The following is a 21,876-nucleotide window of genomic DNA, read 5'->3' as shown; positions in this document are numbered from 1 at the left end:
GTGCGATCAAGTGGGATCAAGCGCCGTCAATCGAGAAATCGCGTGAACCGCTCAACCGGTTCACGCTCGGTGCGCAACGTGTTGACCAGCGCGCTTTCGTCGGCGAAACCGAGGGACATGCCGCACACCAGTTGTTCTTCGGGCGGCAGGCCGAGGTGTGCCGCAATCACGCGATGAAACGGCGTAAACGCAGCCTGTGGACAGGTATCGAGACCACGTCCGCGCGCGGCCGTCATGATCGCCTGCAGGAACATGCCGTAGTCGAGCCAGCTGCCGCGCTCCAATACCCGGTCGATGGTAAAGAACAAGCCTACCGGTGCGCCGAAGAAGCGATAGTTCTGCGCATGCTGCTCATGCATGCGCGCCTTGTCGCCCTTCCCGATACCGAGCAGGCCATACAGATCCCAGCCGATTTTGCGGCGCCGGTCAATGTACGGTGACACCCATTGATGCGGGTAGTACGGATACTCTTCCTGGTACAGCGCGTCGCGCTGGGGGTCGTCGTAGGCGGCGAGCAAGGCCCGCGAGAGGCGCGCGAGCGACTCGCCCGTCACCACATAGACTTTCCACGGCTGCGTATTGGTGCCCGACGGCGCGCGGCTGGCGGCTTCGAGAATGGCTTCGATATCGGCGCGTGGCACCGGAGCAGGCAGAAAGGCGCGAACGGAGCGCCGCGTGATGAGCGCGGTGTCGACGGCGTTATCGGATGTGGTCATCGGCGAATTCCGGCAGAGCCAACGGTTGTGGCGGTCTGCGGGAATTCTAGCGCGAGCGCCACCTTCTTCGCTGACAGGCCGGCAACTGCCGCCCTGCTTCAACAGGTCTAACGCGGCGGCCTCAGCCGAGCGGCGTTTTCAGCGCATCGATGAGATCGAGCAGATCATAGGGCTTGCGCAACAAGATGGCCTGCGGCAATACCTTGCGCTGCTCCGGCGTCAGCACGAGGTCATAGCCGGTCAAAAAGATCACGCGCAGATCGGGCCGCTCGCCACACACCTCCAGCGCCAGATCGATGCCCGACTTGCCCGCCAGCCCTACGTCGGTGAGCATCACGCTGATCGCATGTTCGCTGAGAATCTGCCTGGCGTCGTGCTCGCCTTCGGCTTCCAGAATGTCGAAGTCGAACGTGCGCAGCAATTCGGCGGTGCTCGCGCGAATCAGTTCGTCGTCTTCCACCAGCAGAATCCGTGGCCGCGTCTGAGCTGCGAAACTGTCGGCGCTATCCGGCGTGGCAGGGGGATCGACCTCGAGAAGATGCTGCTCGGCCTCGGCGATTTCGGCCGCCAGTGGATTCTGCGTTTGCAGCACATAGCGGACTTTGCGCGCCAATGCTTCGTGCGTGTAGGGCTTGCTGAGCAATTCGATGCCTTCATCGAGCCGCCCGGAATGCACGATCGCGTTGTCCGTATAGCCCGACGTGAACAGCACCGCGATCGCGGGCAACCGTTCGCGCGCCTTGCGGGCGAGTTCGGTGCTGCGCAGCGGGCCGGGCATTACCACATCGGTGAACAGCAAGTCGATCGGCACGCCGCTTTCGACGATCGCGAGCGCGCTTTGCGCGTCTTTCGCTTTCAGCACGCGATAGCCGAGATCGGACAGCATTTCGACCACCGTCGTGCGCACTTCCTCGTCGTCCTCCACCACCAGAACCGTTTCCGTGCCGCCCTTCGCGGGACCGGCGTCGATATTCGTTTCGAGGTCTTCCTGCTGGCGCACCCGCGGCAGATAGATGCGAATCGTCGTACCGTGCCCCTCCTCGCTGTAGATCTTCACATGCCCGCCCGACTGCTTGACGAAGCCATACACCATGCTCAAGCCGAGGCCGGTGCCCTGACCTTCGGGCTTGGTCGTGAAGAACGGCTCGAACACGCGCTCGCGTACTTCCGGCGGCATCCCGGCGCCCGTGTCGGTGACGGCCAGCATCACGTACTGGCCCGGCGTAACCTCCGCGTTGCGCTTGGCGTAGGCGTCGTCGAGCGCGGCGTTGCCGGCTTCGATCGTCAGCTTGCCGTGGCCGTTCATCGCGTCGCGCGCGTTGATCGCGAGGTTCAGCAGCGCGTTCTCGACCTGGAAGGGATCGACCAGCGTATTCCACAAGCCGCCCGACACGATCGTTTCGATTTCGACGCCGTCGCCGAGCGCGCGTCGCAACATGTCGTCGAGTCCGCGCACGAAGCGGCCGAGATTGACGACCTTCGGCGCGAGCGGCTGACGCCGCCCGAACGCCAGCAACTGCGAGGCGAGGTTCGCGCCGCGGGCCACGCCCGCCAGCGCATTGCGCACGCGCTGCTCGGGCTTCTCGGAACCGGCGACGTCTTTCGCCAGCAGTTGCAGATTGCCGCCTATCACCTGCAGCAGATTGTTGAAGTCGTGCGCGACGCCGCCCGTGAGCTTGCCGATCGCTTCCATCTTCTGCGCCATGCGCAGCGCTTCTTCGGCGTGGCGCAGCGCCTCGGTGGTTTCCTTGTCGGCGGTGACGTCGCGGCCCACGCCGTGAATGCGCGCCGTGTCGGGATCGAGCGCGAGTGTCCACGCGACCCAGCGCCACGTACCGTCGATCCGCTTGAAGCGGTTTTCATAGCGCACCGGCACGCCCGTGCGACGCAATTCGGCGAGATGCGTGCTGACGACCGCGACATCGTCCGGGTGAACCAGGTCGACGTAGGAACGCGACATGAGCCAATGCATGTTATGGCCGAGCGCATTGCTCCACGACGGACTCACGCGCTGCAAGCGGCCTTCGATATCGGCCACCACCAGCAGATCTTCGCTCAACTCCCACAGACGGTCGCGGTCCGCCACCGTCTCGATCACACGGCGCTCCAGCGTTTCGTTCAGATCGTGCAGCGCGCTTTGCGCTTTGGCGCGCTCGGCGATTTCGCTTTGCGCGGCCTGGTACAGACGCGCGTTGTCGATGGCAATGGCCGCTTGTGCGGCGATACCGGCCACGATCCGCTCGGCGCGTTCGGTGAATACGCCAGGCTCCGGATGGCCGAAGAACAGGCCGCCGACCACCTCCCCGCTACGCGACTGCACGGGTGTGGCCAGATAGCTGCGCACCTTCAGGTGGCCTTCCGGCATGCCACGATGCGGCACGTTATGGCCGTAACGCGGATCCTGAGTGATGTCGTCGACGCGAACGATGCCTTCGCCGTTGAACGTAGGCGCGAACACCGCCGTGTTGCGCGGCATCGGAAAGCCCGCAAACGCTTCCTTCGGCACACCGGACAGCGTGTACAGCATGTAGCTGCCGCCCTTGTCGTCGAGCACGTTATAGAAGAACGAACCGAACGCGGCGCCGGTCAGTTCGGTGGCCGCGTCCGTCACGATCTGCACCGCGCGGTTCAGATCGAGTTCGGCCGCCACCGTCGAGCCCACGCGATTGAGAATCTCCAGCGTGCGCGATTCCTCGCGCAGCTTCATCTCGGTCTCGCGGCGCAAGCGGGCGAGTTGCAGGTTGCCCGACACGCGGGCCAGCAGTTCGCGCGCCGAGAAGGGTTTGGTCAGATAGTCGTCGGCCCCGTGCTCGATGCCGTCCACGCGCGCTTCCTCGCCCGCGCGGGCGGACAGCATCAGCACCGGCGTGTCGCGCAGGTCCGGATCGGCGCGCAGTGCACGCAGCAGGCCAAAGCCGTCAAGTCGCGGCATCATTATGTCGGAGAGCACCAGATCGGGACGCTCCTCGCGCGCGGCTTCGAGCGCGGCCTGGCCGTCGGTCGCAAGACGCACGTCGTGCCCTGCCGCACGCAAGATGCGGCTCATGTACTCACGCAAGTCCGCATTGTCGTCGACGACCAGGAGCCGCGCGGCAGAGACCGGCGCGGCGTCGGGCGACACCTCGCCGGCCGGCGTCGCATCGATTGGCGCATCGGTGAGGATTTCGTTCTCCGGACTCCAGCGCAACGCGGCATCGACATAGGTGCGCGCGTGTTTGCTCATGGCGGCATGCACGGCTGAGTCTTCGGACTGGGGCTGCACGGCGCCACGCGGCAGCGAGACGGTGAAGCACGCCCCCTGGCCCAGCGCACTGTCGACCCGCACCGTACCGCCGTGCAGCTTCACCAGTTCCTGCACCATCGCGAGCCCAATGCCACTGCCTTCGACCGAGCGTCCTGGCGCGCCCGCCACGCGATGAAAGCGCTCGAAGAGGCGCGGCACTTCTTCTTCGGCAATACCGATCCCGCTATCCGTCACGCTAACCTCGACGCCACCGCCAACGACCTCGCGAACCGCGACACGAATCGTGCCGAAGAACGTGAACTTGTAGGCGTTGGACAGCAGGTTCATCACGACCTTTTCCCACATCTCGCGGTCGAGTTGCACGACCACGGGCGTGGCCGGAATCTCCACCTCGAGCCGCAGGCCCGCTGTTTCGATCGCGGACTGGAACAGCGACGCGAGTTCGGCCGTGAACGACGCGATATCCGTGGGTTGCGGGTGGCTCTGCATGCGTCCCGCTTCGATGCGCGAAAAATCCAGCAGCGCGTTGACGAGCTTGAGCAGCCGCAAGCCGTTGCGATGCGTGATCTCGATCAGCGCGCGGTCCTCGATATCGCTGCCCATCCGCGCGTTGTCGCCGCTCGCGGCAAGTTGCGGCTTGGCGAGCAGTTCTTCGAGAGGGCCGAGCATCAGCGTCAACGGCGTACGAAATTCGTGGCTGATGTTGGAAAAGAACGTGGTTTTCGCGCGGTCGATTTCAGCCAGCGCCTCCGCGCGCCGCCGCTCTTCCTCATAAGCGCGCGCGTAGCCGATCGCCGCGCCGATCTGGCCGGCGCTCAGATTCAGGAAGCTGCGATAGGCGTCGTCGAAAAGGCGGCAAGGATTCAGGCCGGCGATCAGAACCACGGCTTGGGTCGCCTCGCCGCCGGGCGACACCGGCAGAACGACCGCCTGCTGCGGCGCGAGATGCCACGGCCCGCGCGGCATCTCGGTGCCGAATCGCTGCGTCAAATCACGCACAAGCTGCGGCGCCTGAATCTCCATCACGTCGCCGACCGGCCAGAGCGAGTCGCCGTCGAGCTTGATTGTCCGCGCCGCCGCCGGGTGATCCGGCTCGATGCCGCTCGAACCGACCAGCGTGGCCGTGTCGCCGCCGGGTTCGGCGGCGTACAGCAAGGCGAACGGAAGATCTTGCAGATTAGACTGCAAGGCACGCGCGCTGAGCTTGCATGCTTCGCGCCAGTCGCGGCCGTCGGGGCTGACCGCCGCCAGTTCCTTGAGCAGCGCCAACTGCCGCTCTCCGACCACCTGTGCGGTGCCGTCGCTGTTGGCGCAGATAATGCCGCCGGGTTCGCCGTCATCGCCGGGAATGGGGCTGTACGAGAAGGTGTAATACGTCTCCTCGGGAAAGCCGTTGCGCTCCATGATAAGCAGCTTCTGTTCGACGAAGATGCCTTCCGCGCCGGCCAGCGCGGTATTCAGAAGCGGCTCGATATCAGTCCAGATTTCGCGCCAGACGACCTTGGTCGGTTGGCCGAGCGCGACCGGATGCTTGCCGCCGATGATCGATTTGTACGGGTCGTTGTAAAAATAGATCAGCTCGTCGCCCCAACCAATCCAGATCGGCTGACGCGATGTGAGCATGATGCGGATCGCGATCTTCAGCCCTTGCGGCCAGGTGTCGGGCGCGCCGAGCGCCGTCTGCGTCCAGTCGTAGGCGCGGATGAGCGCGCCCAGTTCGCCGCCGCCGGCAAGGAACGACGGCGCGGCGAGGTCGGCGGGCAATGCATCCGATAAGAAGCGGTCCGGCTCGTTCAACGCGATCTCCTCGACGCGGTGGCTCATAGTCGTGCGGACCGCGATTGCAAAAGCGGTGCCTGATCCAATGGATAGCCAACGTTAACGCGCAATTGATGTAGCGCGATTCTCGCACGTAGACGGATGCCGGAGGAAGTTGAGACGACGCGCGGAGCGGGCCTTTCGCCGCGCCGGAGAGCGTGTGCCGAACGGAACGCTGGCAGCGTGGAAGGGATACTGCGAGGGGAGCTTGAACTGCCGGTAAAACGTACCTCGGTGCAACGCTCGGGAAAGACGATCTTCCCGAGCGCGAGTCAGGCAAGGCGGCGGATTTCTCCGGGATTACGCCCTGCCCGCAGCGGCATTTACAGCAACCCGACGCATACTGCGGCGACGATCGATCCCAGCACCAACACCGCGCCGACGGTCTTGCGTTTGTTCAACTCCGTCCAGAGCAGAACGCCGGTAAGGGACAAGAGAATGATGCTACCGGCCAGCGTGTCGATCAGCAGCACCCAGCCGACGCTCAAGCCCACCCCCTTGTGCAGATTAGTCAGCACCGCGAGGAACGTGTTCTCGCTGCGCTTGACCGTCACGTAACCGTTGCCCACCCAATATTCGGCGGACGTGTTCTCTCGGGGCGACGCGAAATTGAGCTGCCAGTGCTCCGGCTGGACCATGCTGCGCTCGCCCCACGCGACCGGATGCGCCGGCTCTTTCTGAACGCGCCCAGGCGTGCCCGCCAGTTTCAGTTCATGCTTGAGCCATTCGCCCAGATCGCGTGGCGTATCTGGCGCCGGTTGCGGCAACGGCACCTGCAACACCGCGACCTGCGGCTCGCCGGTCGATACCTTGAGCGGACCGCCGCGATGATTCAGCAGAAACCCCGTGGTGCCGAACAGCAAACCCAGCGCCGCGCCCCACAAACCGACCCAGCCATGCACCTTGCGCAGCCACTTGATGAAGGTGGCGCGGCGCGAGCGCTGCTGGCGCGCCTTCAACTCGCCGCCGTCAAGGCGCTGCGGCTCGCGGGCCGCGCGGTCGATGCCCCTGGGCGCTTGAATGTCGAATGCCTCGGGTACGCTCACGGTTCGCTCCAGTTACGCAACAGGTTGTGATAGATGCCGACGAGGCTGCGGCGTGCGGCGTCGTCGGCGTTGGTGGCATTGAGCCGTTGAATGGCGGTGTCCATGTCGAACAACATCGCACGCTGCGTATCGCTGCGCACGAGGCTTTGCACCCAGAAGAAACTCGCGACGCGCACGCCGCGCGTGACCGGCGTGACCTGATGCAAACTCGTCGCCGGATAGACGATCATGTCGCCCGCCGGCAGCTTGACCTGCTGCACGCCGTACGTGTCTTCGATCACGAGTTCGCCGCCGTCGTAGTCGGCGGGGTCTGAAATGAACAGCGTCACGGAGACGTCGGTGCGCAGCTTCACGCCGTTGGGCAGCACTCGCACGGCTCCGTCGACATGACTGCCGAACTGCATGCCGCCTTCGTAACGATTGAAGAGCGGCGGATACACCTGGTTCGGCAGTACCGAGCTGATGAACAGCGGATTGCGTTCGATCGACGCGAGAATCACGTCGCCGAGTTGGCGCGCAATAGGCGTGTGTTCGGCAATCTGCTGGTTACGTTTGACCGGTGCGCCCTGATAGCCCGCGGTCGCGCGGCCGTCGACCCACGCGTCGCCGGCATTGTCGAGCCGCTCGCGCACGACGCGCAACTGCTCGGCGCTCAGTACATTCGGAATGTGCAGCAACATGATGGTTCCTTTGCGTCGACTTGCCGTCTTCGAAAACGGCAAGCCTAACGCACCCGTTCAACGTGTATCAAAAGCGGTAATCGAACGTCGCCAGCAACGTGCGTCCGATACCCGGTACGGAACGGCCGCCGTCCGACGGAATCAACGCGTCGTAGTACGTCTTGTTGGTCAGGTTCAGCAGGTTCAGGCGGACGTCGTATTTCTTCGCGCGATACGCCGCGGTCGCATCCCAGCGCGTGTAGCCCGGCACCTGCACGTAATTCGTGTTCGATGCGTAACGCGGCGACATATACGTCGGACCGCCGCCGATTTCCCAATGCGGCGTGAACGCGTAGGTAGTCCAGAACGTCAGCGTGTTACGCGGCGTGTTGGCCGGCACGTGACCTTGCGTGCCGTCGCGCGCCTTCAGGATGATGGCGTCCATGTAGGTGTAGCCGCCGAACACTTGCCATTTGTCCGTAATGTGGCCCGTCACCCCGGCCTGGAATCCGTCTACGCGAACGTCGCCGTCCAGCTCGTATTCCGTCGGCGACACCTGGGTGCGCGCGTTGGTTTTTTCCTGGCGGAAGAATGACGACGTCACCGAGAGATTGCCGCCGAGCAGATCCCATTTCGCGCCGACTTCGTACGATCTGGTCGACTCGGGCGCGAGGTTCTGCGTAAGGTTGGTCACCGTCAGCGCTTCGAGCGACGGATTGAACGACGTGCCGTAAGAGACGTAGTACGACTGCCAGTCGGTCGGCTGATAGATCACCCCGGCGCGCACGCTGGTGAAGAAATTGGTTTGCGTGGCGTAGGCCGGCAGGCTGATCGTGTTGTGGATCTGCGCCTGGAAGCGATCCCAACGCAAGCCGCCAATCACCTTCCATTGCTGGCCGATCGATACGGTGTCGTTCAGGTAGGCGCCGATTTCGTTCGACCCGGAGTCCGCATGGTTGCCGACCGTCGTCGTCACACCTGCGGGCGTGGACAGATACGCGGGATTCACCATCGAAACGACCGGCAGATTGTTACGCGTGTACGCCTGGTTCGAATAGCTGTCGTGACCGAGGCTGACACCGGCGATCAGGTCGTGCTTGATCGGGCCGGTCACGAATTTGTATTGCAGCATCGTGTCGTTGTACAGCGAGTGGTTCTCGATCACACGGTCGTGGCTTTGCAACTTGATGAACAGTTGCGACGGCGACAACGTCGTGTAATTGCCGTTGGTCAACGCGGTGCTGCTGGCGAGCGGCCCCGTCAGCACCGCTTGCGGCGCGGTTTCGCGCGCGTCGGTCATCGAGTGCGAGAACTGCGTCTGGTTGGTCAGGATCAGGTTGTCCGAAAACTTGTGCTTGAGCGCGGCGGTGACCGTCTGCACGTCCTGAATCGTGCGGTCGGTGGTCAAGCCGTAGAAGGTGTTCTTCGGCACCGGCGACGGGTGACCGTTCAACGCCTGCACGCCGTAGTCAGGCATGTCGTAGTTGTGCTGGATCAGCGCGGAGATCGTGACTTCGGTCGGCGTGCCGATCCCGAAGCGCACTTCCGGCGCGATGCCGTAGTCCTTGTTCTTCATCTCGTCGCGCGTCGAACCGAGGCTTTGGCCGAACGCGTTCAGGCGAATCGCCGAGGTCTCTGTCAGCTTATGGTTCACATCGACGGTGCTGCGATATTTGGCGTCGGTGCCGATCATGCCCGTGACTTCCGCCGAGTCCTTCAGGTTCGCCTTCTTGCTGACCTGGTTGATCACGCCACCCGTCGAACCGCGGCCGAACAGCATCGACGAAGGACCGTACAGCACTTCGATTTCTTCGAGGTCGAACGTGTCGCGATAGTACTGGTTGCGATCGCGGAAACCGTCCAGATAGATGTCGTTCTGTGCGGTGAAGCCGCGCAGGTTGATGTTGTTGCCGATCTGACCGCCTTCGGCCGCGCCGATCGTCACGCCCGGCGCGTTGCGCAGCGCGTCCTGGAACGAGGTCGCGCCTTGCGATTGCAGCACGGCCTTGTTGATAACCGTGACGGTCTGCGGAATATCGCGCAGCGCCGTCGGCGTCTTTGCACCGACCGTCGACCGCTCTGCCTGGAAGTCCTGTTGTTCAGCCTGCGCCGAGACGCCGATGGTCGGCAAGGTATGGCTGTCGGCGGTGGTCGTCGCGGCCGGCGAGGCGGCTGGCGACGCGGTTTGCGGAGCGGTCTGCGCGACCGCCGGAGTCGCAAAAGGAACGGCAAAAGCTAGCGCTAACGCTGTCGCAAGCGGCGTGTGGTTGAACATGGAAATCCCGTCAGAGATGCGCTTGCCCGATTCGCATACCTGAGATGGAATCAATGACAAATTCGCAATTGGCTGGCTGCCGGTCTCGTGCGCACGGCACCGATGACGGGATGGCTGGCTGCTGTTAAATGAGAATCGCTATCATTCCACACGCATAAAACCGCATCAATCGCAGCGTCGCTTACCCCTCGTAACGGAATTGTTTCTATTTTTTACGATTGAAAGGCTTATGTAATTTAATGCGTTCGAGTTATGCCTGAATATTACATTTCAGTAATGTTACTTGCATTGAAATAAAAGGCTTTCTGGCTTGTAAGTTCAAAACACACCGAACCGAAGCTTTCAACTTACTAACGGTTTACAGCGATCGCAGCCGGCATCAATTCCCGACACGGTTTATCCTTTTTGCAACACTGCATCTTGAACTGTTCCGTTCATCCCCCGGAGTTGACCATGCAATACCGCAAATTCGGCCGCACCGGCCTGACCGTTTCGCGCCTGTGTCTCGGCACGATGACCTTCGGCCTGCAGACCGAAGAAGATGACTCGCATCGCATTCTCGACACGGCGGCGGATGCCGGCGTGAACTTCATCGATACGGCCAATGTGTATCCGCTCGGCGGCGGCGAGAATATTGCCGGTCGCACGGAGGAGATCGTCGGGCGCTGGCTGAAGGGCAAACGCGACCGCTTCATTCTGGCGACGAAAGCGGTCGGCAAGATGGGACCCGCGGCGTGGGATCAAGGCGCGTCGCGCAAACATCTGCTGGACGCCATCGACGCCTCGTTGCAACGCCTCGGCACCGATTACGTCGACCTCTACCAGCTTCACTCCGACGACGCGAATACGCCGCTCGACGAAACCCTCGAAGCGCTGGACGTGATCGTGCGATCAGGCAAGGCGCGTTATATCGGCGTGTCGAATTTTCTCGCGTATCGGCTCGCCCGCGCCTTGGGCCGCGCCGATGTTTTGCGTGTGGCGCGCTTCGTCTCCGTGCAGCCTCGCTATAACTTGCTGTTCCGGCAGATCGAGCGCGAGTTGCTGCCTCTCGCAGACGAAGAGCAACTGGCCGTAATGCCATACAACCCGCTCGCGGGTGGGCTGCTCACGGGCAAGCATCAACTGGAAGCGACGCCGACGTCCGGCCGTTTCACCGAAACCGTCGGCAAGGCCGGCGCGATGTATCAGCAGCGGTATTGGCACAAACGCGAGTTCGAGACGATCGAGCAATTGAAAGCCATCGTGGCGCCGACCGGAGAATCGCTGACGCGGGTTTCGCTCGCCTGGGTGCTGGCGAACCCGCTCGTCACATCCGCGATTATCGGTGCGAGCCGCGCCGAGCAATTGAGCGATACGCTCGCGGCGTCCGAGTTCGTGCTCGATCCGCAGATCAAGACGCAACTCGATGAAGCGAGCGTGGAGTACCGTTGGGGTGACGCGGCGCGTTAAGCGCAATCGCCTGCCGCGAGGGCGGCAGGCGCCGCGCGAAGATCACTTGAAGCGGCCCGTCCGTTGATTCGCTTCCGGCAATTGCCGCGATTCACGCATGGACTTTGCATGCCATAGACGCGCGCCGCCTTCAATGCCCGCATCGTTCGAAACGGTCGCCACGTTTGCCGGCAGATCGAACTTGAGCCGCGCGGCGTTGCCGCCGCCAATCCACAGTTTGTCGTAGTTCACCAGCGCGCTCAGGATCCCGATCACCTTCAGAACGCGCCGGTTCCAGCGTTTGTTTCCGACTTTCTCACGCGCCGCCTCGCCGATGTATTCGTCGTAAGCCACGCCCTTCTTGCTGACCGGGTGATGCGCAAGCTCCAGATGGGGCATCAGCTCACCGTCGCGAAACATCGCCGTCCCCGCGCCCGTGCCGAGCGTCAGCACGAATTCGAGGCCTTGGCCCTGGATCGCAGCGAAACCCTGCATCTCGGCGTCGTTGATCATACGAACCGGCAATCCGCCCAGGCGCTGTGCCAGTGAATCAGCCAGTGGAATATCGTGCCAGCCTTCGACGCCAAAGTGCGGCGCGGTCAGAATACGGTTGTTGCGCACCACGCCCGGAAAGCCGATCGACATCAGCGTAGGCGGCTCCTGTTCGACGAGCGGAGCGACCAGCGTCGCCAGCGCGTCCACGAGTTGATCCGGCGTACACGGATGCGGTGTCGCCACTCGCACGCGCTCCGTTTTCATCTTGCCGTCCGCGTCGATGATCGCGGCTTTCAAACCCGTGCCACCAACGTCGATCGCCAGAATTCGCTCGGTACTGCTTGTCACTTTCGTCTTACGTGTCGCCACGGTGTCCCCCGATTGTGTTGGTGCGGCTCGTCGGATTACTTCTTCTGAACGGCGTCCTGTTTCAACGGCCGCCATGCGTGACCGTCGCGCGCCAATAGCGCGTCTGCTTCCGCGGGACCTTCGCTGCCGGCCGCATAACCATGCACCGGCATCGCACCGCCCGATTTCGGATGCAGCACGTCGTCCACCGCGCACCAGCTCGTTTCGATACTGTCGGCACGCTGAAATAACGTCTCATCGCCGAGCATGCAGTCGTAGAGCAAGGTCTCGTAGCCGACGTTCGCCCGCTCCGCGAAAAAGTCGCCGTAGTCGAACGAGGACTGCACTGGCCCGACTTGCATGACCGGCCCCGGCGTCTTCACGTTGAAGTCGAAGCTCGTGCCATGCGCGGGATCGATGCGCAAGGTCAGCACGTTAGGCGTAAGTGCGTCCACTGGAGTGTCACGAAACAGGCGGAACGGCACCGGTTTCAGTTGCACCGAGATTTCCGTGCGACGCGCGGCCAAGCGCTTGCCGGTGCGCAGATAGAACGGCACGCCGGCCCAACGCCAGTTCTCGACGAACACGCGTGCCGCTGCGTAGGTTTCCGTCGTGCTGTCCGGCGCGACGTCCGGCTCCTCGCGGTAGCCGACACCCGCCGGGCCCTTTGCATATTGACCGAACACGACGTCGTCCGGAGTCAGCGGCTGGATGGCGTCGAAGATCTCAGCCTTCTTGTCGCGCACGGCCTCGGCATCGAACGAATTGGGCGGCTCCATGGCGACCATGCCGAGCAACTGGAACAGATGGTTCGGCACCATGTCGCGGAACGCACCGGTCTGTTCGTAGAACTTGCCGCGCCCTTCCACGCCGATCGTTTCCGCGGCGGTGATCTGCACACAGTCGATATATTCTCGCCGCCACATCGGTTCGAACAGCGCATTGGCGAAGCGCACCGCGAGAATGCTCTGCACGGTGTCCTTGCCGAGAAAGTGATCGATGCGATAGACCTGCGATTCCTTTGCGTACGACAGGATATGCGCGTTCAGATCGCGTGCCGAAGCGAGATCGGTGCCGAACGGTTTTTCGATCACAAGCCGGCGGAAGCCGCCGCTGTCGCCCTCTTTCAGCAGGCCAGCATTGCCGAGACGCTCGACGATCGGTTTGAAAAAGCGCGAACTGACCGCGAGGTAGAAGATCACGTTAGCGCCCGGCGCTTGCTCGATCTTTTGCTTGAGCTTCGCGAAGACATCGTCGGTTTCGAATTCGCCGGCCATGTATTCGAGCCGTTGCGCGACCCAGTCCCACGCCTGGTCGTCGAGCTTGCCGGCGTGGAAGGTGCTGGCTTTATCTGCGGCAAACTGCTCGAGCGACTTGTGCAGGTCTTCGCGCCACTCGCTCGTCTCGCGCTCGCCATGATTCACACCGATGATTTTCATCCCGCCGTCGAGCAGGCTGTCCACCGCCAGGTTGTAGAGCGCCGGCATGAGGAGCCGTTTGGTCAGGTCGCCGCCCGCGCCGAAGATCACCAGCGTACAAGGTGGCGCGGGCCGCTTGCCAGCCGGCGAAGCCGGCGCTTGCTGCGGGCTCGCGCTGACTTTGCAACTCGGCTGTTGACTGGCGGCGGGGCGAGCGGATGTTCGGTTATTCGGTGTAGTCGACATGGGATTCACTTTTGGAAACCAATGGAACGAACGTGGTGATACATGAAAGACCACGCTTGAACCCACACAGTTCAAAAACCGCCGCGCGCCCCTGTTCGCCGTGCGATGTTGTAGGGCTTATGTAACCTCACTCACCTCATAGACTCGGCGCCGCCGCGCACTACTTCGCCGATGCGTGCGCGGGCTCGGGTGCGGATGCCGGCGCGGGCTCGGGCGACCGTGCCGCCGCTGTGGCTTGCGCCGACGGTGAAGCCGCCACAGGCTCCCGATCCGTTTCGCCCGGCAAAGGCACGTTGCCCGATGCGCCCATCACGCGCGGCTGCAATAACAAGGCGACCAGACCGGTCCAGCCGGTTTGATGCGAAGCGCCCACGCCGCGCCCGGTATCGCCATGAAAATACTCATGGAACAGGATCAGGTCGCGCGAGCGCGGGTCGGTCTGCAATAACGGATACGCGCCCATGACCGGACGCTCGCCGTCCTTGTTCTTGAGAAACAGCCTGGTACACCGGCGCGCCAGCTCGTCTGCAATTTCGCTCAGCGTGAACGCCTGGCCCGAGCCGGTCGGATACTCGACTTTGAAATCGTCGCCATAGTAGCGATGAAATTCATACAGCGATTCGATCAGCAGATAGTTCACCGGCATCCACACCGGACCGCGCCAGTTCGAATTACCGCCGAACACGCGCGTATTGGATTCGGCCGGCAAATACTTCACGGTGAAACTGTCGCCGTTGTGATTGAACACGAACGGCTGATCGCGATGAACGCGCGAGAGCGCCCGCACGCCGTGATCGGAAAGAAATTCGCTTTCGTCGAGCGCACGGCGCAGCAATGCTTTCATCCGATGCCCGCGCAATAGCGAGAGCAACAGCGAGTTACCCTTGCCCGGCTCGTTCCAGCGCGAAACCAGCTTCGCCAGATCGGGCCGATGTTCGAGGAACCAGACAAGCCGCTCACGCAAACACGGCAAGCCGCCATGCAGACGCTCTTCGAGCACATGCACGGCAAACAGCGGAATCAGCCCCACGATCGAGCGCAGGCGCATGGGAACGCTGCTGCCGTCGGGCAAACGCAGCTTGTCGTAGAAGAACTCGTCCTCGCTGTCCCACAAGCCGGTATCGCAGCCGTCGTCGCAACTCACGGCTTGCGCGATATACAGAAAGTGCTCGAAGAACTTCACGCCGATGTCGACGAAAACATGATTGGCGTACGCGAGTTCCAGCGCGATACGCATCAGGTCGAGCGCGTACGCGGCCATCCATGCGGTACCGTCGGCCTGGTCGATGTGGCCGCCGGTCGGTAGCGGCGACGAGCGGTCGAAAATGCCGACGTTGTCCAGCCCAAGAAAGCCGCCCTGAAAAATGTTGTGGCCGTCGGCGTCCTTACGGTTCACCCACCAGGAGAAGTTCAGCAGCAGCTTGTGGAAAACGAGTTCGAGAAAATCGCGATCGCCCTTGCCCGTGAGCGCGCGGTCGATTTCGTACACGCGCCACGCGGCCCACGCATGCACCGGCGGATTGGCGTCGCCGAGCGCCCACTCATACGCAGGAATCTGACCGTTCGGATGCTGATAGCGGTCCTTCACCAGCAACAGCAATTGCCGCTTCGCGAACGCCGGGTCGATCAGCGCGAACGCGGCGGCATGAAACGCCAGGTCCCACGACGCGTACCACGGGTATTCCCACTTGTCGGGCATCGACACGATGTCCGCGTTGCACAAGTGCCGCCAGTCCATATTGCGGCCATGCTTGCGGCTCGCAGGCGGCGCAGGCTGAAGCGGGTCGCCCTCAAGCCAGCGTTGCACGTCGTACTGGTAGTACTGCTTCGACCACAGCATGCCGGCGAGCGCCTGACGCTGCACCAGGCGCGCGTCGGGGTCGGTAATATCGTGCTGCAATGCGCCATAGAACTCGTCGGCCTCGGCAATGCGGTGCGCGAATATCGCGTCGGCGTCGAGTTGCACGTCGTCGGGACTCGACTGCGGACGCCAGCGCATGTACACGACCGCACGTCCACGGGGTTCGAGCTCGATCGCAGCATGCGCGCCGGCCTTGGTGCCTGCATTTCGGCGAATCGCGTGTTCATCGCCGTGCACGAGATAATCGTTGAAACCGTCTTTGAACGGACCCGCGCCGTCCGTATTGAAGAGACGCTTGACGTTGGTGTCGTTCTCGCAGAAGAGCCATGTCACCGGCGCGTCTTTCGACCATGCCGTGACGACGATCGGCTCCTGGCCATGCTGATGCCCGACCACGTGCGCCTCGCCATTGTGGTCCGTGCCGGCAACGAGCGAGGGCTTGTCCTTGTTCTCCTTCCACGACCACGAATTGCGCGCCCAGATTTGCGGCAGCACATCCAGTGAGGCCGCCTGGTCCGCGCGATTCTCGATGGTCACGCGCATGAGGATGTCGTCCGGCGCGTGTTTCGCGTATTCCACCTGCACGTCGAAGTAGCGTAAATCGTCGAACACGCCCGTGTCGAGAATTTCGTACTCCGGCATGTCGCCGCCGCGTCGCGCGTTTTCCTGCACGAGGTCTTCGTAGGGATAGGCGGCATGCGGGTATTTGTAGAGCATGCGCATGTACGAATGCGTCGGCGTGCCGTCGACGTAAAAGTACAGCTCTTTCACATCTTCGCCGTGATTACCTTGAGCATTCGTGAGACCGAACAGGCGCTCCTTCAGGATCGCGTCCTTGCGATTCCAGAGCGCGAGCGAAATGCACCAGCTCAGCTTGTCGTCGCCGAATCCGGCAATGCCGTCTTCGCCCCAGCGGTAAGCGCGGCTGCGCGCATGGTCGTGCGGAAACGAGTCCCACGCTGTACCGTCCGCGCTGTAATCCTCGCGCACGGTGCCCCATTGACGCTCGCTGAGATACGGTCCCCAGCGCTGCCAATGCGCACAGTCGGCCGAATGGAGCCGTGAACCCTCAATGGTGGCGAGCAGATTGGCAGCGCGCAGCGGTGGCATGACTACGTCCTTGCATCAGGCTTGGCGGTGGGACACACATCGTAGCGCGGTTTAGGCGCCGGCGGTCGGCAACCGGGCAAGCAGCGTTTCCATGCGCAGCAACTCGCCCAGCGACCAGGCCTGAAAGGGCGTGCCGGTCGGAGCGTGCGGCGCGTCGCCATCGACGATTTCAGAGAGATGATCGAGGCCGGCATGATCGAGATGCGCGTAGAGCGGGTCGAGAAAGCGCGTTTTCGCTTGCATGCGGGCGTCCGCCTCGCCGCCGTGGATTCGCAGCCACGCTTCGACAAACGGACCGAGCAGCCACGGCCACGCGGTTCCTTGATGATAGGCGCCATCGCGCTCCAGTGGAGGCCCGCCGTAGTGTCCGCGATAAGCAGGGTCGGACGGTGCGAGCGTCCTCAGCCCCAGCGGCGTGAGCAACTGCGCTTCGACCTGGTCGAGCACCGCACGCGCCGCCGCGCCTTGCAGCAAGGGAAACGGCAGGCCGCCTATGGCGAAGATCTGGTTGGGGCGGATCGAGCGGTCGATCGCGCCGTTGACGTGATCGACATCCACGTTGTCGAACAGACCTTGCGTGGCAGGATCGATGAAGCGTTCATGAAACGCTTGCAACGCTCGGTCGGCGGCAGGCTGCCACTGCGAATTCCACGTTGCTGCAATGCGCAATGCGTTGATCCAGAGCGCCTGCACTTCGACCGGCTTGCCGATGCGCGGCGTCACCACCCAATCGCCGACTTTCGCATCCATCCACGTGAGTTGCACGCCGGGTACGCCGGCGCTGAGCAGGCCATCGGCGGCGGATGCCTGGATGTTGAAGCGCGTGCCTTTCGTGTAGCCCGCGAGGATGGATTCGCTCGCCTGTTGCAGGCGCTGCTGCGTCGCAAGGCTAGCGTGATGGGTCGCGAGATAGTCGTGCACGGCGACGATGAACCACAGCGACGCATCCACCGAGTTGTATTCCGGCGTGTCGCCATAGTCGGGGAAGCGATTTGGCAGCATGCCTTCCGACAACGTGCCCGACCATTCGAGCAGGATCGCTTCAGCATCGTCGAGCCGGCCCGATGCGATCAGCAAGCCGCGCATTGCGATAAAGGTGTCGCGCCCCCAATCGGTGAACCACGGAAAACCCGCGAGGATCGTGCGGCCTTCGTTGCGCCCGACCACGTAGGTATCGGCAGAACGTTGCAGGCGAGAGCCAAGGGCGTCGCGGCGCTGTTGTTCGATGCGCGCGAGTTCTGTCGCATGCGCGGCTGCCGCCATTGCGTTTGGAGATTGCGTTGCGCTCGCAGTGTGAGAAGCGCTGAGAATCATCACGGCTTCACCATCGGCGAGATGGAAGGTGAACACGCCGGGCGTCGCGAGATCCTCGCTGAAATCGAGCCCACGTTCTCGCTCGCGAACGTAGCAGAAGTTGCGATACCAATCCGGCGCGTGGGTGTAGACGCCGTTCGTCGCACACTGGATCACCGGCAGATCGCCGTAGGGTTGCCAGTTCACGCTGGCCCGATCGTCGCTCGTCTGCGCATTGAAATTGAACGCGGCGTTTTCATGATGCAGTGCGTGGTAGTCGCGGCCCGATAGTAGCGGCCTGACGTTCAATGTGAGAGGGATTGCTTCAGCTTTGTTTCCGACACCCTCCAGACGCCAGCGCAAAACCGTTTCGCGGGTCGCCTTGCTAACGAACACATCGGCGGTCAACACGAGATGCGTGTCGAGTTGCATACGCCACGTCGGCCACGGCGCGGTGTCGAACGTAACCAGACTCGCTGTCAGGTCCGGATAGATCAGATCCGGCACGTATCGCTGCATGCTCAACGGATAACGCTTGCCATTCGCCTCCAGCCACGCCTCCACGCCGTTGACAAGCACGATACGCCCGCCTGGCGCACGCGTAGCCGAGAGCAGCAGCGCGTGATAACGGCGCGTGCGCAGCATGCCGACCGTACCTGACGCGAACCCGCCGAAGCCATCCGCTTCCAGCCATTCGTCTTCGAGACGCGTGATGTCGAAAGGTCGTTCGATGTGTGTCATGAACTTACCGGTTGAACAAAGCCGTCAATCATTCGGTGTGCCTGGACGACAGGCACATGGCGCTGCGGTGACCATTCTCCTACTTATCACTTTCCGCTTCCTTTCGAAAAACCGACTCGCAGACGCAAGTTTTACCACTCGCAAACGTTTCACAATTATTTCTTGAAAGGGTTGGAGACTGCATCCGCTTTCACGAACTGGATGCAAAACATGAGAAGAGACAAAGGCCTCACGAGTGACGCTCGGGTTGCCGCTCGGTTTTCCGCTTTGGTTGCGCTTGCAACTTTAGCGTTGAGCGGTTGCGGTGCGGATGATTCCGCGCCTTCCGCGGCGTCTTCATCGCAAGCCGTTGCCGGCAACGATGCCGCGCCCGGTGCGGCGAGATCGCCCGCCACGCCGATCCTCAACGCATCTTCAACGCTTGCGGCAAACCCAACCGCGGCCTCCGATCCGATCACGCAGAACATGCAAGCCAGTCTCGCCGCGGACAACCAGCAAGTCGCACCCGTCATGCATTACGCGCCCGGCGACAGCGGCAGCAGCAACTGACCCGATTCCACCGGCGCGCGAGCCGCGCTATTCTTTTCCCACGCAGAAGGTGATATTCGATGACATCAACTAGCCGTCGCCGTTTCCTGCAGACCGTGGCTTCATCCGCGGGCGCTGCTGCCGCACTGACCGCACTGCCCGAGTCGATTCGCAACGCACTTGCCGTTCCCGCGTTTTCGCGCACTGGCACGATCCGCGATGTCGAGCACATCGTCGTGTTCATGCAGGAAAACCGCTCGTTCGACCACTACTTCGGCCACCTGCGCGGTGTGCGTGGCTACAACGACCGCTTCCCGATTCCGCTGCCCAACGGCAAGCCGGTGTGGTATCAACCGTCGAAGGAAGATCCGACCCGGCCGGTCCTGCCGTTCCATCTGAACACGGCGACCACCAGCGCGCAATGCGTCGGCGATCTGGATCACTCCTGGTACAAGACCCATGCCGCAATCGACGGCGGCCGCTACGACCAATGGCCGGCCACCAAGACCGACATGACAATGGGTTATCACCTGCGCAGCGACATTCCGTTCCATTACGCGCTGGCCGATGCGTTCACCATCTGCGACGCGTACTTCTGCTCGCTGCCGGGACCGACGCACCCGAACCGCTCGTATCTGATGACCGGCATGGTCGATCCGACCGGCACGCTGGGTGGTCCGCTCCTCGACAACAACGATTTCGTCGACGGCGACGGGCCGCCGAATTACCAGTTGCTCTCGTGGACCACGTATCCGGAGCGTCTGCAAGCCGCGGGCATTTCGTGGCAGGTCTACCAGCAAGGCCTGACTGGCGCCGATCCGCTGAACGGCAACTACGGCACCAACATCCTGCAGAACTTCACCAACTTCATCAACGCGCAGCCGGGTTCGCCGTTGTATGAGCGCGCGCAAACCGTGCGCACCATCGACGACCTGAAGGCCGACGTGCTGGCCAACAAGCTGCCGCAAGTATCGTGGTTGTGCCCGCCGGCTGCGTACTCGGAACACCCGAGCTACACGCCCGCATACGGCGCGGAATACACCTCGCAGATTCTGGATGCGCTGACGTCGAATCCCGAAGTCTGGAGCAAGACCGTGCTGTTCATCATGTACGACGAGAACGACGGCTTCTTCGATCACCTCGTGCCGCCGCAACCGGCCACGACCGGCGCGCAAGGCAAGTCGACGGTCAGCACCGAAGGCGAAATTCACAACGTGGTGAACCCGTTGCGCGGCGGCAGTTACACCGCCGACGGCCTGCCCTACGGCCTCGGCCCGCGCGTGCCGATGACCATCGTGTCGCCGTGGAGCAAGGGCGGCTTTGTGTGCTCGCAGGTGTTCGATCACACGTCGGTGATTCGCTTCATCGAAGCGCGCTTTGGCGTGTATGAGCCGAACATCACGGCATGGCGCCGCGCGGTGTGCGGCGACCTGACCACGGCGTTCGACTTCCGCACGCCGGACTCGAAGGTGCCGCCGCTGCCGGACACGAGCAACTACAAGAGCATCGCCGACAACCAGTGCGCCACGCAGCCGAAGCCGACCGTCCCCGCGACGCCGGGCGCGATCGACCCGCAGGAAAGCGGGATTCGTTTCGCGCGCGCGTTGCCGTACGAGTTGCATGTTAACGGGCACGCGGACGCGAAGAAGAACACGTTCGAAATCTCGATCGGCAACACCGGCGATCAGGGCGCGCATTTCTATCTGTACTCGACCAACCGCACGGATGGCCCGTGGCGTTACACCGTCGAAGCAGGCAAGTCGCTCAACGAAACGTTCGATCTGACGGTGACCAACGGCGTGTACACGTTCGAAGTGTTCGGGCCGAATGGTTTCGTGCGCAAGTTTGCGGGCAACACGCAGCAGGCGACGGCGCAGAACGCGCAGTTCGCAGGCGGCCACGGCAGCAACAAGCGCGCGGAGCCGGAAGTGAAGGTGCAATACGACGTCGCGAACGGTAACGTGTTCCTCAAGTTCAGCAACAAGGGCAGCGGCATTGCGCGTTTGACGGTGACGGACAACGCCTACGGTGCGCGCGCTCGTCCGGTGCTGGTGCCGGCAGGCGCGCATATCGAAGAAGCGTGGGTACTGGCGTCGAGCCATCACTGGTACGACTTGACGGTGACGAGCAACGACGACGCCAGCTTCTCGCGCCGCCTTGCGGGTCACGTCGAGAATGGGCGGCCGAGCATTAGCGATCCGGCGGCGGTCGCGCCGGTGTTGGTGGCGAATTAAGAGCGGGTCATGCGCGCTGGGCTTCAATCGGGTAGGTGGCTGGTTTGGAAGGCTCGATCGAAGCCCAGTTGCGCGAGCACGCTCTGCAGAAAATCGCGCGCGGCGTTAAAGTGAAGCTCCACTATCGCTTTGCCGAGGCACACGCTATGGACCGTAACGCATTCACCGAAAGCCTGACGAAAGAAGGCTTCCCCGACGCCGTGGTTGTCACGCGCGAGGCGAACATAGAGATGGAAGTTCACGAGCATCCCTTCGAAGCCAAGGCACTGATCCTGGAAGGCGAAATGAATATACGCGTGGGCGACGAAGAGCGCGCGTATCACGTCGGCGATGTTTTCCACGTGCCTGCGAACAAGCCTCATTCGGAACGCTATGGCCCGAACGGCGTGACGTATCTGGTGGGCAGGAAGCAGTAA

The 21,876-nt window shown here is 62.7% G+C and carries 13 protein-coding genes; 4 read left to right on the top strand and 9 right to left on the bottom strand.

Annotated elements, in window-relative coordinates:
- Positions 1–26: 26 nt before the first annotated feature.
- The 5 genes from P0D70_RS20770 to P0D70_RS20750 form a co-directional block, all read right to left on the bottom strand.
- Positions 27–716 carry a nitroreductase gene (locus P0D70_RS20770; RefSeq protein ID WP_408185870.1) on the bottom strand — a complete coding sequence of 230 codons (690 nt, stop codon included), beginning with the start codon at positions 714–716 and terminating at the stop codon, positions 27–29.
- A 121-nt stretch (positions 717–837) separates the two neighbouring features.
- A complete protein-coding gene (locus tag P0D70_RS20765; RefSeq protein ID WP_408185869.1) occupies positions 838–5,784 on the bottom strand; it encodes a response regulator in 4,947 nt (1,648 codons plus the stop codon).
- 317 nt (positions 5,785–6,101) lie between these two features.
- Positions 6,102–6,824, bottom strand: coding sequence for a PepSY-associated TM helix domain-containing protein (locus P0D70_RS20760; protein ID WP_408185868.1), 723 nt, complete (start codon positions 6,822–6,824; stop codon positions 6,102–6,104).
- Positions 6,821–7,504, bottom strand: a complete 684-nt coding sequence (locus P0D70_RS20755) for a Fe2+-dependent dioxygenase (protein WP_091805578.1) — start codon at positions 7,502–7,504, stop codon at positions 6,821–6,823. The genes P0D70_RS20760 and P0D70_RS20755 overlap by 4 nt, the downstream gene beginning before the upstream one ends.
- Positions 7,505–7,571: 67 nt before the next feature.
- Positions 7,572–9,758, bottom strand: coding sequence for a TonB-dependent receptor (locus P0D70_RS20750; protein WP_408185867.1), 2,187 nt, complete (start codon positions 9,756–9,758; stop codon positions 7,572–7,574).
- 453 nt (positions 9,759–10,211) lie between these two features.
- On the opposite strand from P0D70_RS20750, the gene P0D70_RS20745 reads away from it, so the two are divergent.
- Positions 10,212–11,207 carry an aldo/keto reductase gene (locus P0D70_RS20745; RefSeq protein ID WP_408185866.1) on the top strand — a complete coding sequence of 332 codons (996 nt, stop codon included), beginning with the start codon at positions 10,212–10,214 and terminating at the stop codon, positions 11,205–11,207.
- Between the two features lie 42 nt (positions 11,208–11,249).
- Here P0D70_RS20745 and P0D70_RS20740 read toward each other — a convergent pair whose 3' ends face one another.
- The 4 genes from P0D70_RS20740 to P0D70_RS20725 form a co-directional block, all read right to left on the bottom strand.
- Positions 11,250–12,050, bottom strand: a complete 801-nt coding sequence (locus tag P0D70_RS20740; protein WP_408185865.1) for an ROK family protein — start codon at positions 12,048–12,050, stop codon at positions 11,250–11,252.
- Positions 12,051–12,085: 35 nt separating this feature from the next.
- Positions 12,086–13,693: a glucose-6-phosphate dehydrogenase gene (zwf, locus tag P0D70_RS20735; RefSeq protein WP_408185864.1), complete on the bottom strand. Its 1,608-nt coding sequence runs from the start codon at positions 13,691–13,693 to the stop codon at positions 12,086–12,088.
- 160 nt (positions 13,694–13,853) lie between these two features.
- Complete coding sequence (locus P0D70_RS20730; RefSeq protein WP_408185862.1) at positions 13,854–16,664, bottom strand: MGH1-like glycoside hydrolase domain-containing protein; 2,811 nt, start codon at positions 16,662–16,664, stop codon at positions 13,854–13,856.
- A gap of 51 nt (positions 16,665–16,715) precedes the next feature.
- On the bottom strand, positions 16,716–18,698 hold the full coding sequence (locus P0D70_RS20725) for an amylo-alpha-1,6-glucosidase (RefSeq protein ID WP_408185861.1): 1,983 nt from the start codon (positions 18,696–18,698) through the stop codon (positions 16,716–16,718).
- Between the two features lie 210 nt (positions 18,699–18,908).
- Between P0D70_RS20725 and P0D70_RS20720 the strand changes: the two genes are divergently transcribed.
- The 3 genes from P0D70_RS20720 to P0D70_RS20710 all read left to right on the top strand — a co-directional run bounded on the left by P0D70_RS20720 (position 18,909) and on the right by P0D70_RS20710 (position 21,876).
- Entirely contained in the window at positions 18,909–19,247 is a 339-nt protein-coding gene (locus tag P0D70_RS20720) for a hypothetical protein (protein WP_408185860.1), read from the top strand.
- Positions 19,248–19,306: 59 nt separating this feature from the next.
- Positions 19,307–21,460 (top strand): phosphocholine-specific phospholipase C, encoded by a 2,154-nt coding sequence (locus tag P0D70_RS20715; protein WP_408185859.1) that lies wholly within the window; start codon positions 19,307–19,309, stop codon positions 21,458–21,460.
- A 146-nt stretch (positions 21,461–21,606) separates the two neighbouring features.
- Complete coding sequence (locus tag P0D70_RS20710; protein WP_408185904.1) at positions 21,607–21,876, top strand: cupin domain-containing protein; 270 nt, start codon at positions 21,607–21,609, stop codon at positions 21,874–21,876.

Source organism: Paraburkholderia sp. RL17-381-BIF-C, assembly GCF_046026435.1.
GTDB lineage: Bacteria > Pseudomonadota > Gammaproteobacteria > Burkholderiales > Burkholderiaceae > Paraburkholderia.
The sequence above is the reverse complement of the archived record's forward strand: the minus strand, read 5'-3'. Positions and strand labels throughout refer to the sequence as shown.

What these genes read in the sequence shown, in the direction of transcription:
- P0D70_RS20770 (WP_408185870.1), bottom strand. Translation starts at nt 716, where the DNA reads ATGACCACATCCGATAACGCCGTCGACACCGCGCTCATCACGCGGCGC.
- P0D70_RS20715 (WP_408185859.1), top strand. Translation starts at nt 19,307, where the DNA reads ATGACATCAACTAGCCGTCGCCGTTTCCTGCAGACCGTGGCTTCATCC.
- P0D70_RS20745 (WP_408185866.1), top strand. Translation starts at nt 10,212, where the DNA reads ATGCAATACCGCAAATTCGGCCGCACCGGCCTGACCGTTTCGCGCCTG.
- P0D70_RS20730 (WP_408185862.1), bottom strand. Translation starts at nt 16,664, where the DNA reads ATGCCACCGCTGCGCGCTGCCAATCTGCTCGCCACCATTGAGGGTTCA.
- P0D70_RS20765 (WP_408185869.1), bottom strand. Translation starts at nt 5,784, where the DNA reads ATGAGCCACCGCGTCGAGGAGATCGCGTTGAACGAGCCGGACCGCTTC.
- P0D70_RS20750 (WP_408185867.1), bottom strand. Translation starts at nt 9,758, where the DNA reads ATGTTCAACCACACGCCGCTTGCGACAGCGTTAGCGCTAGCTTTTGCC.
- P0D70_RS20710 (WP_408185904.1), top strand. Translation starts at nt 21,607, where the DNA reads ATGGACCGTAACGCATTCACCGAAAGCCTGACGAAAGAAGGCTTCCCC.
- P0D70_RS20720 (WP_408185860.1), top strand. Translation starts at nt 18,909, where the DNA reads ATGAGAAGAGACAAAGGCCTCACGAGTGACGCTCGGGTTGCCGCTCGG.
- P0D70_RS20755 (WP_091805578.1), bottom strand. Translation starts at nt 7,504, where the DNA reads ATGTTGCTGCACATTCCGAATGTACTGAGCGCCGAGCAGTTGCGCGTC.
- P0D70_RS20725 (WP_408185861.1), bottom strand. Translation starts at nt 18,698, where the DNA reads ATGACACACATCGAACGACCTTTCGACATCACGCGTCTCGAAGACGAA.
- zwf (WP_408185864.1), bottom strand. Translation starts at nt 13,693, where the DNA reads ATGTCGACTACACCGAATAACCGAACATCCGCTCGCCCCGCCGCCAGT.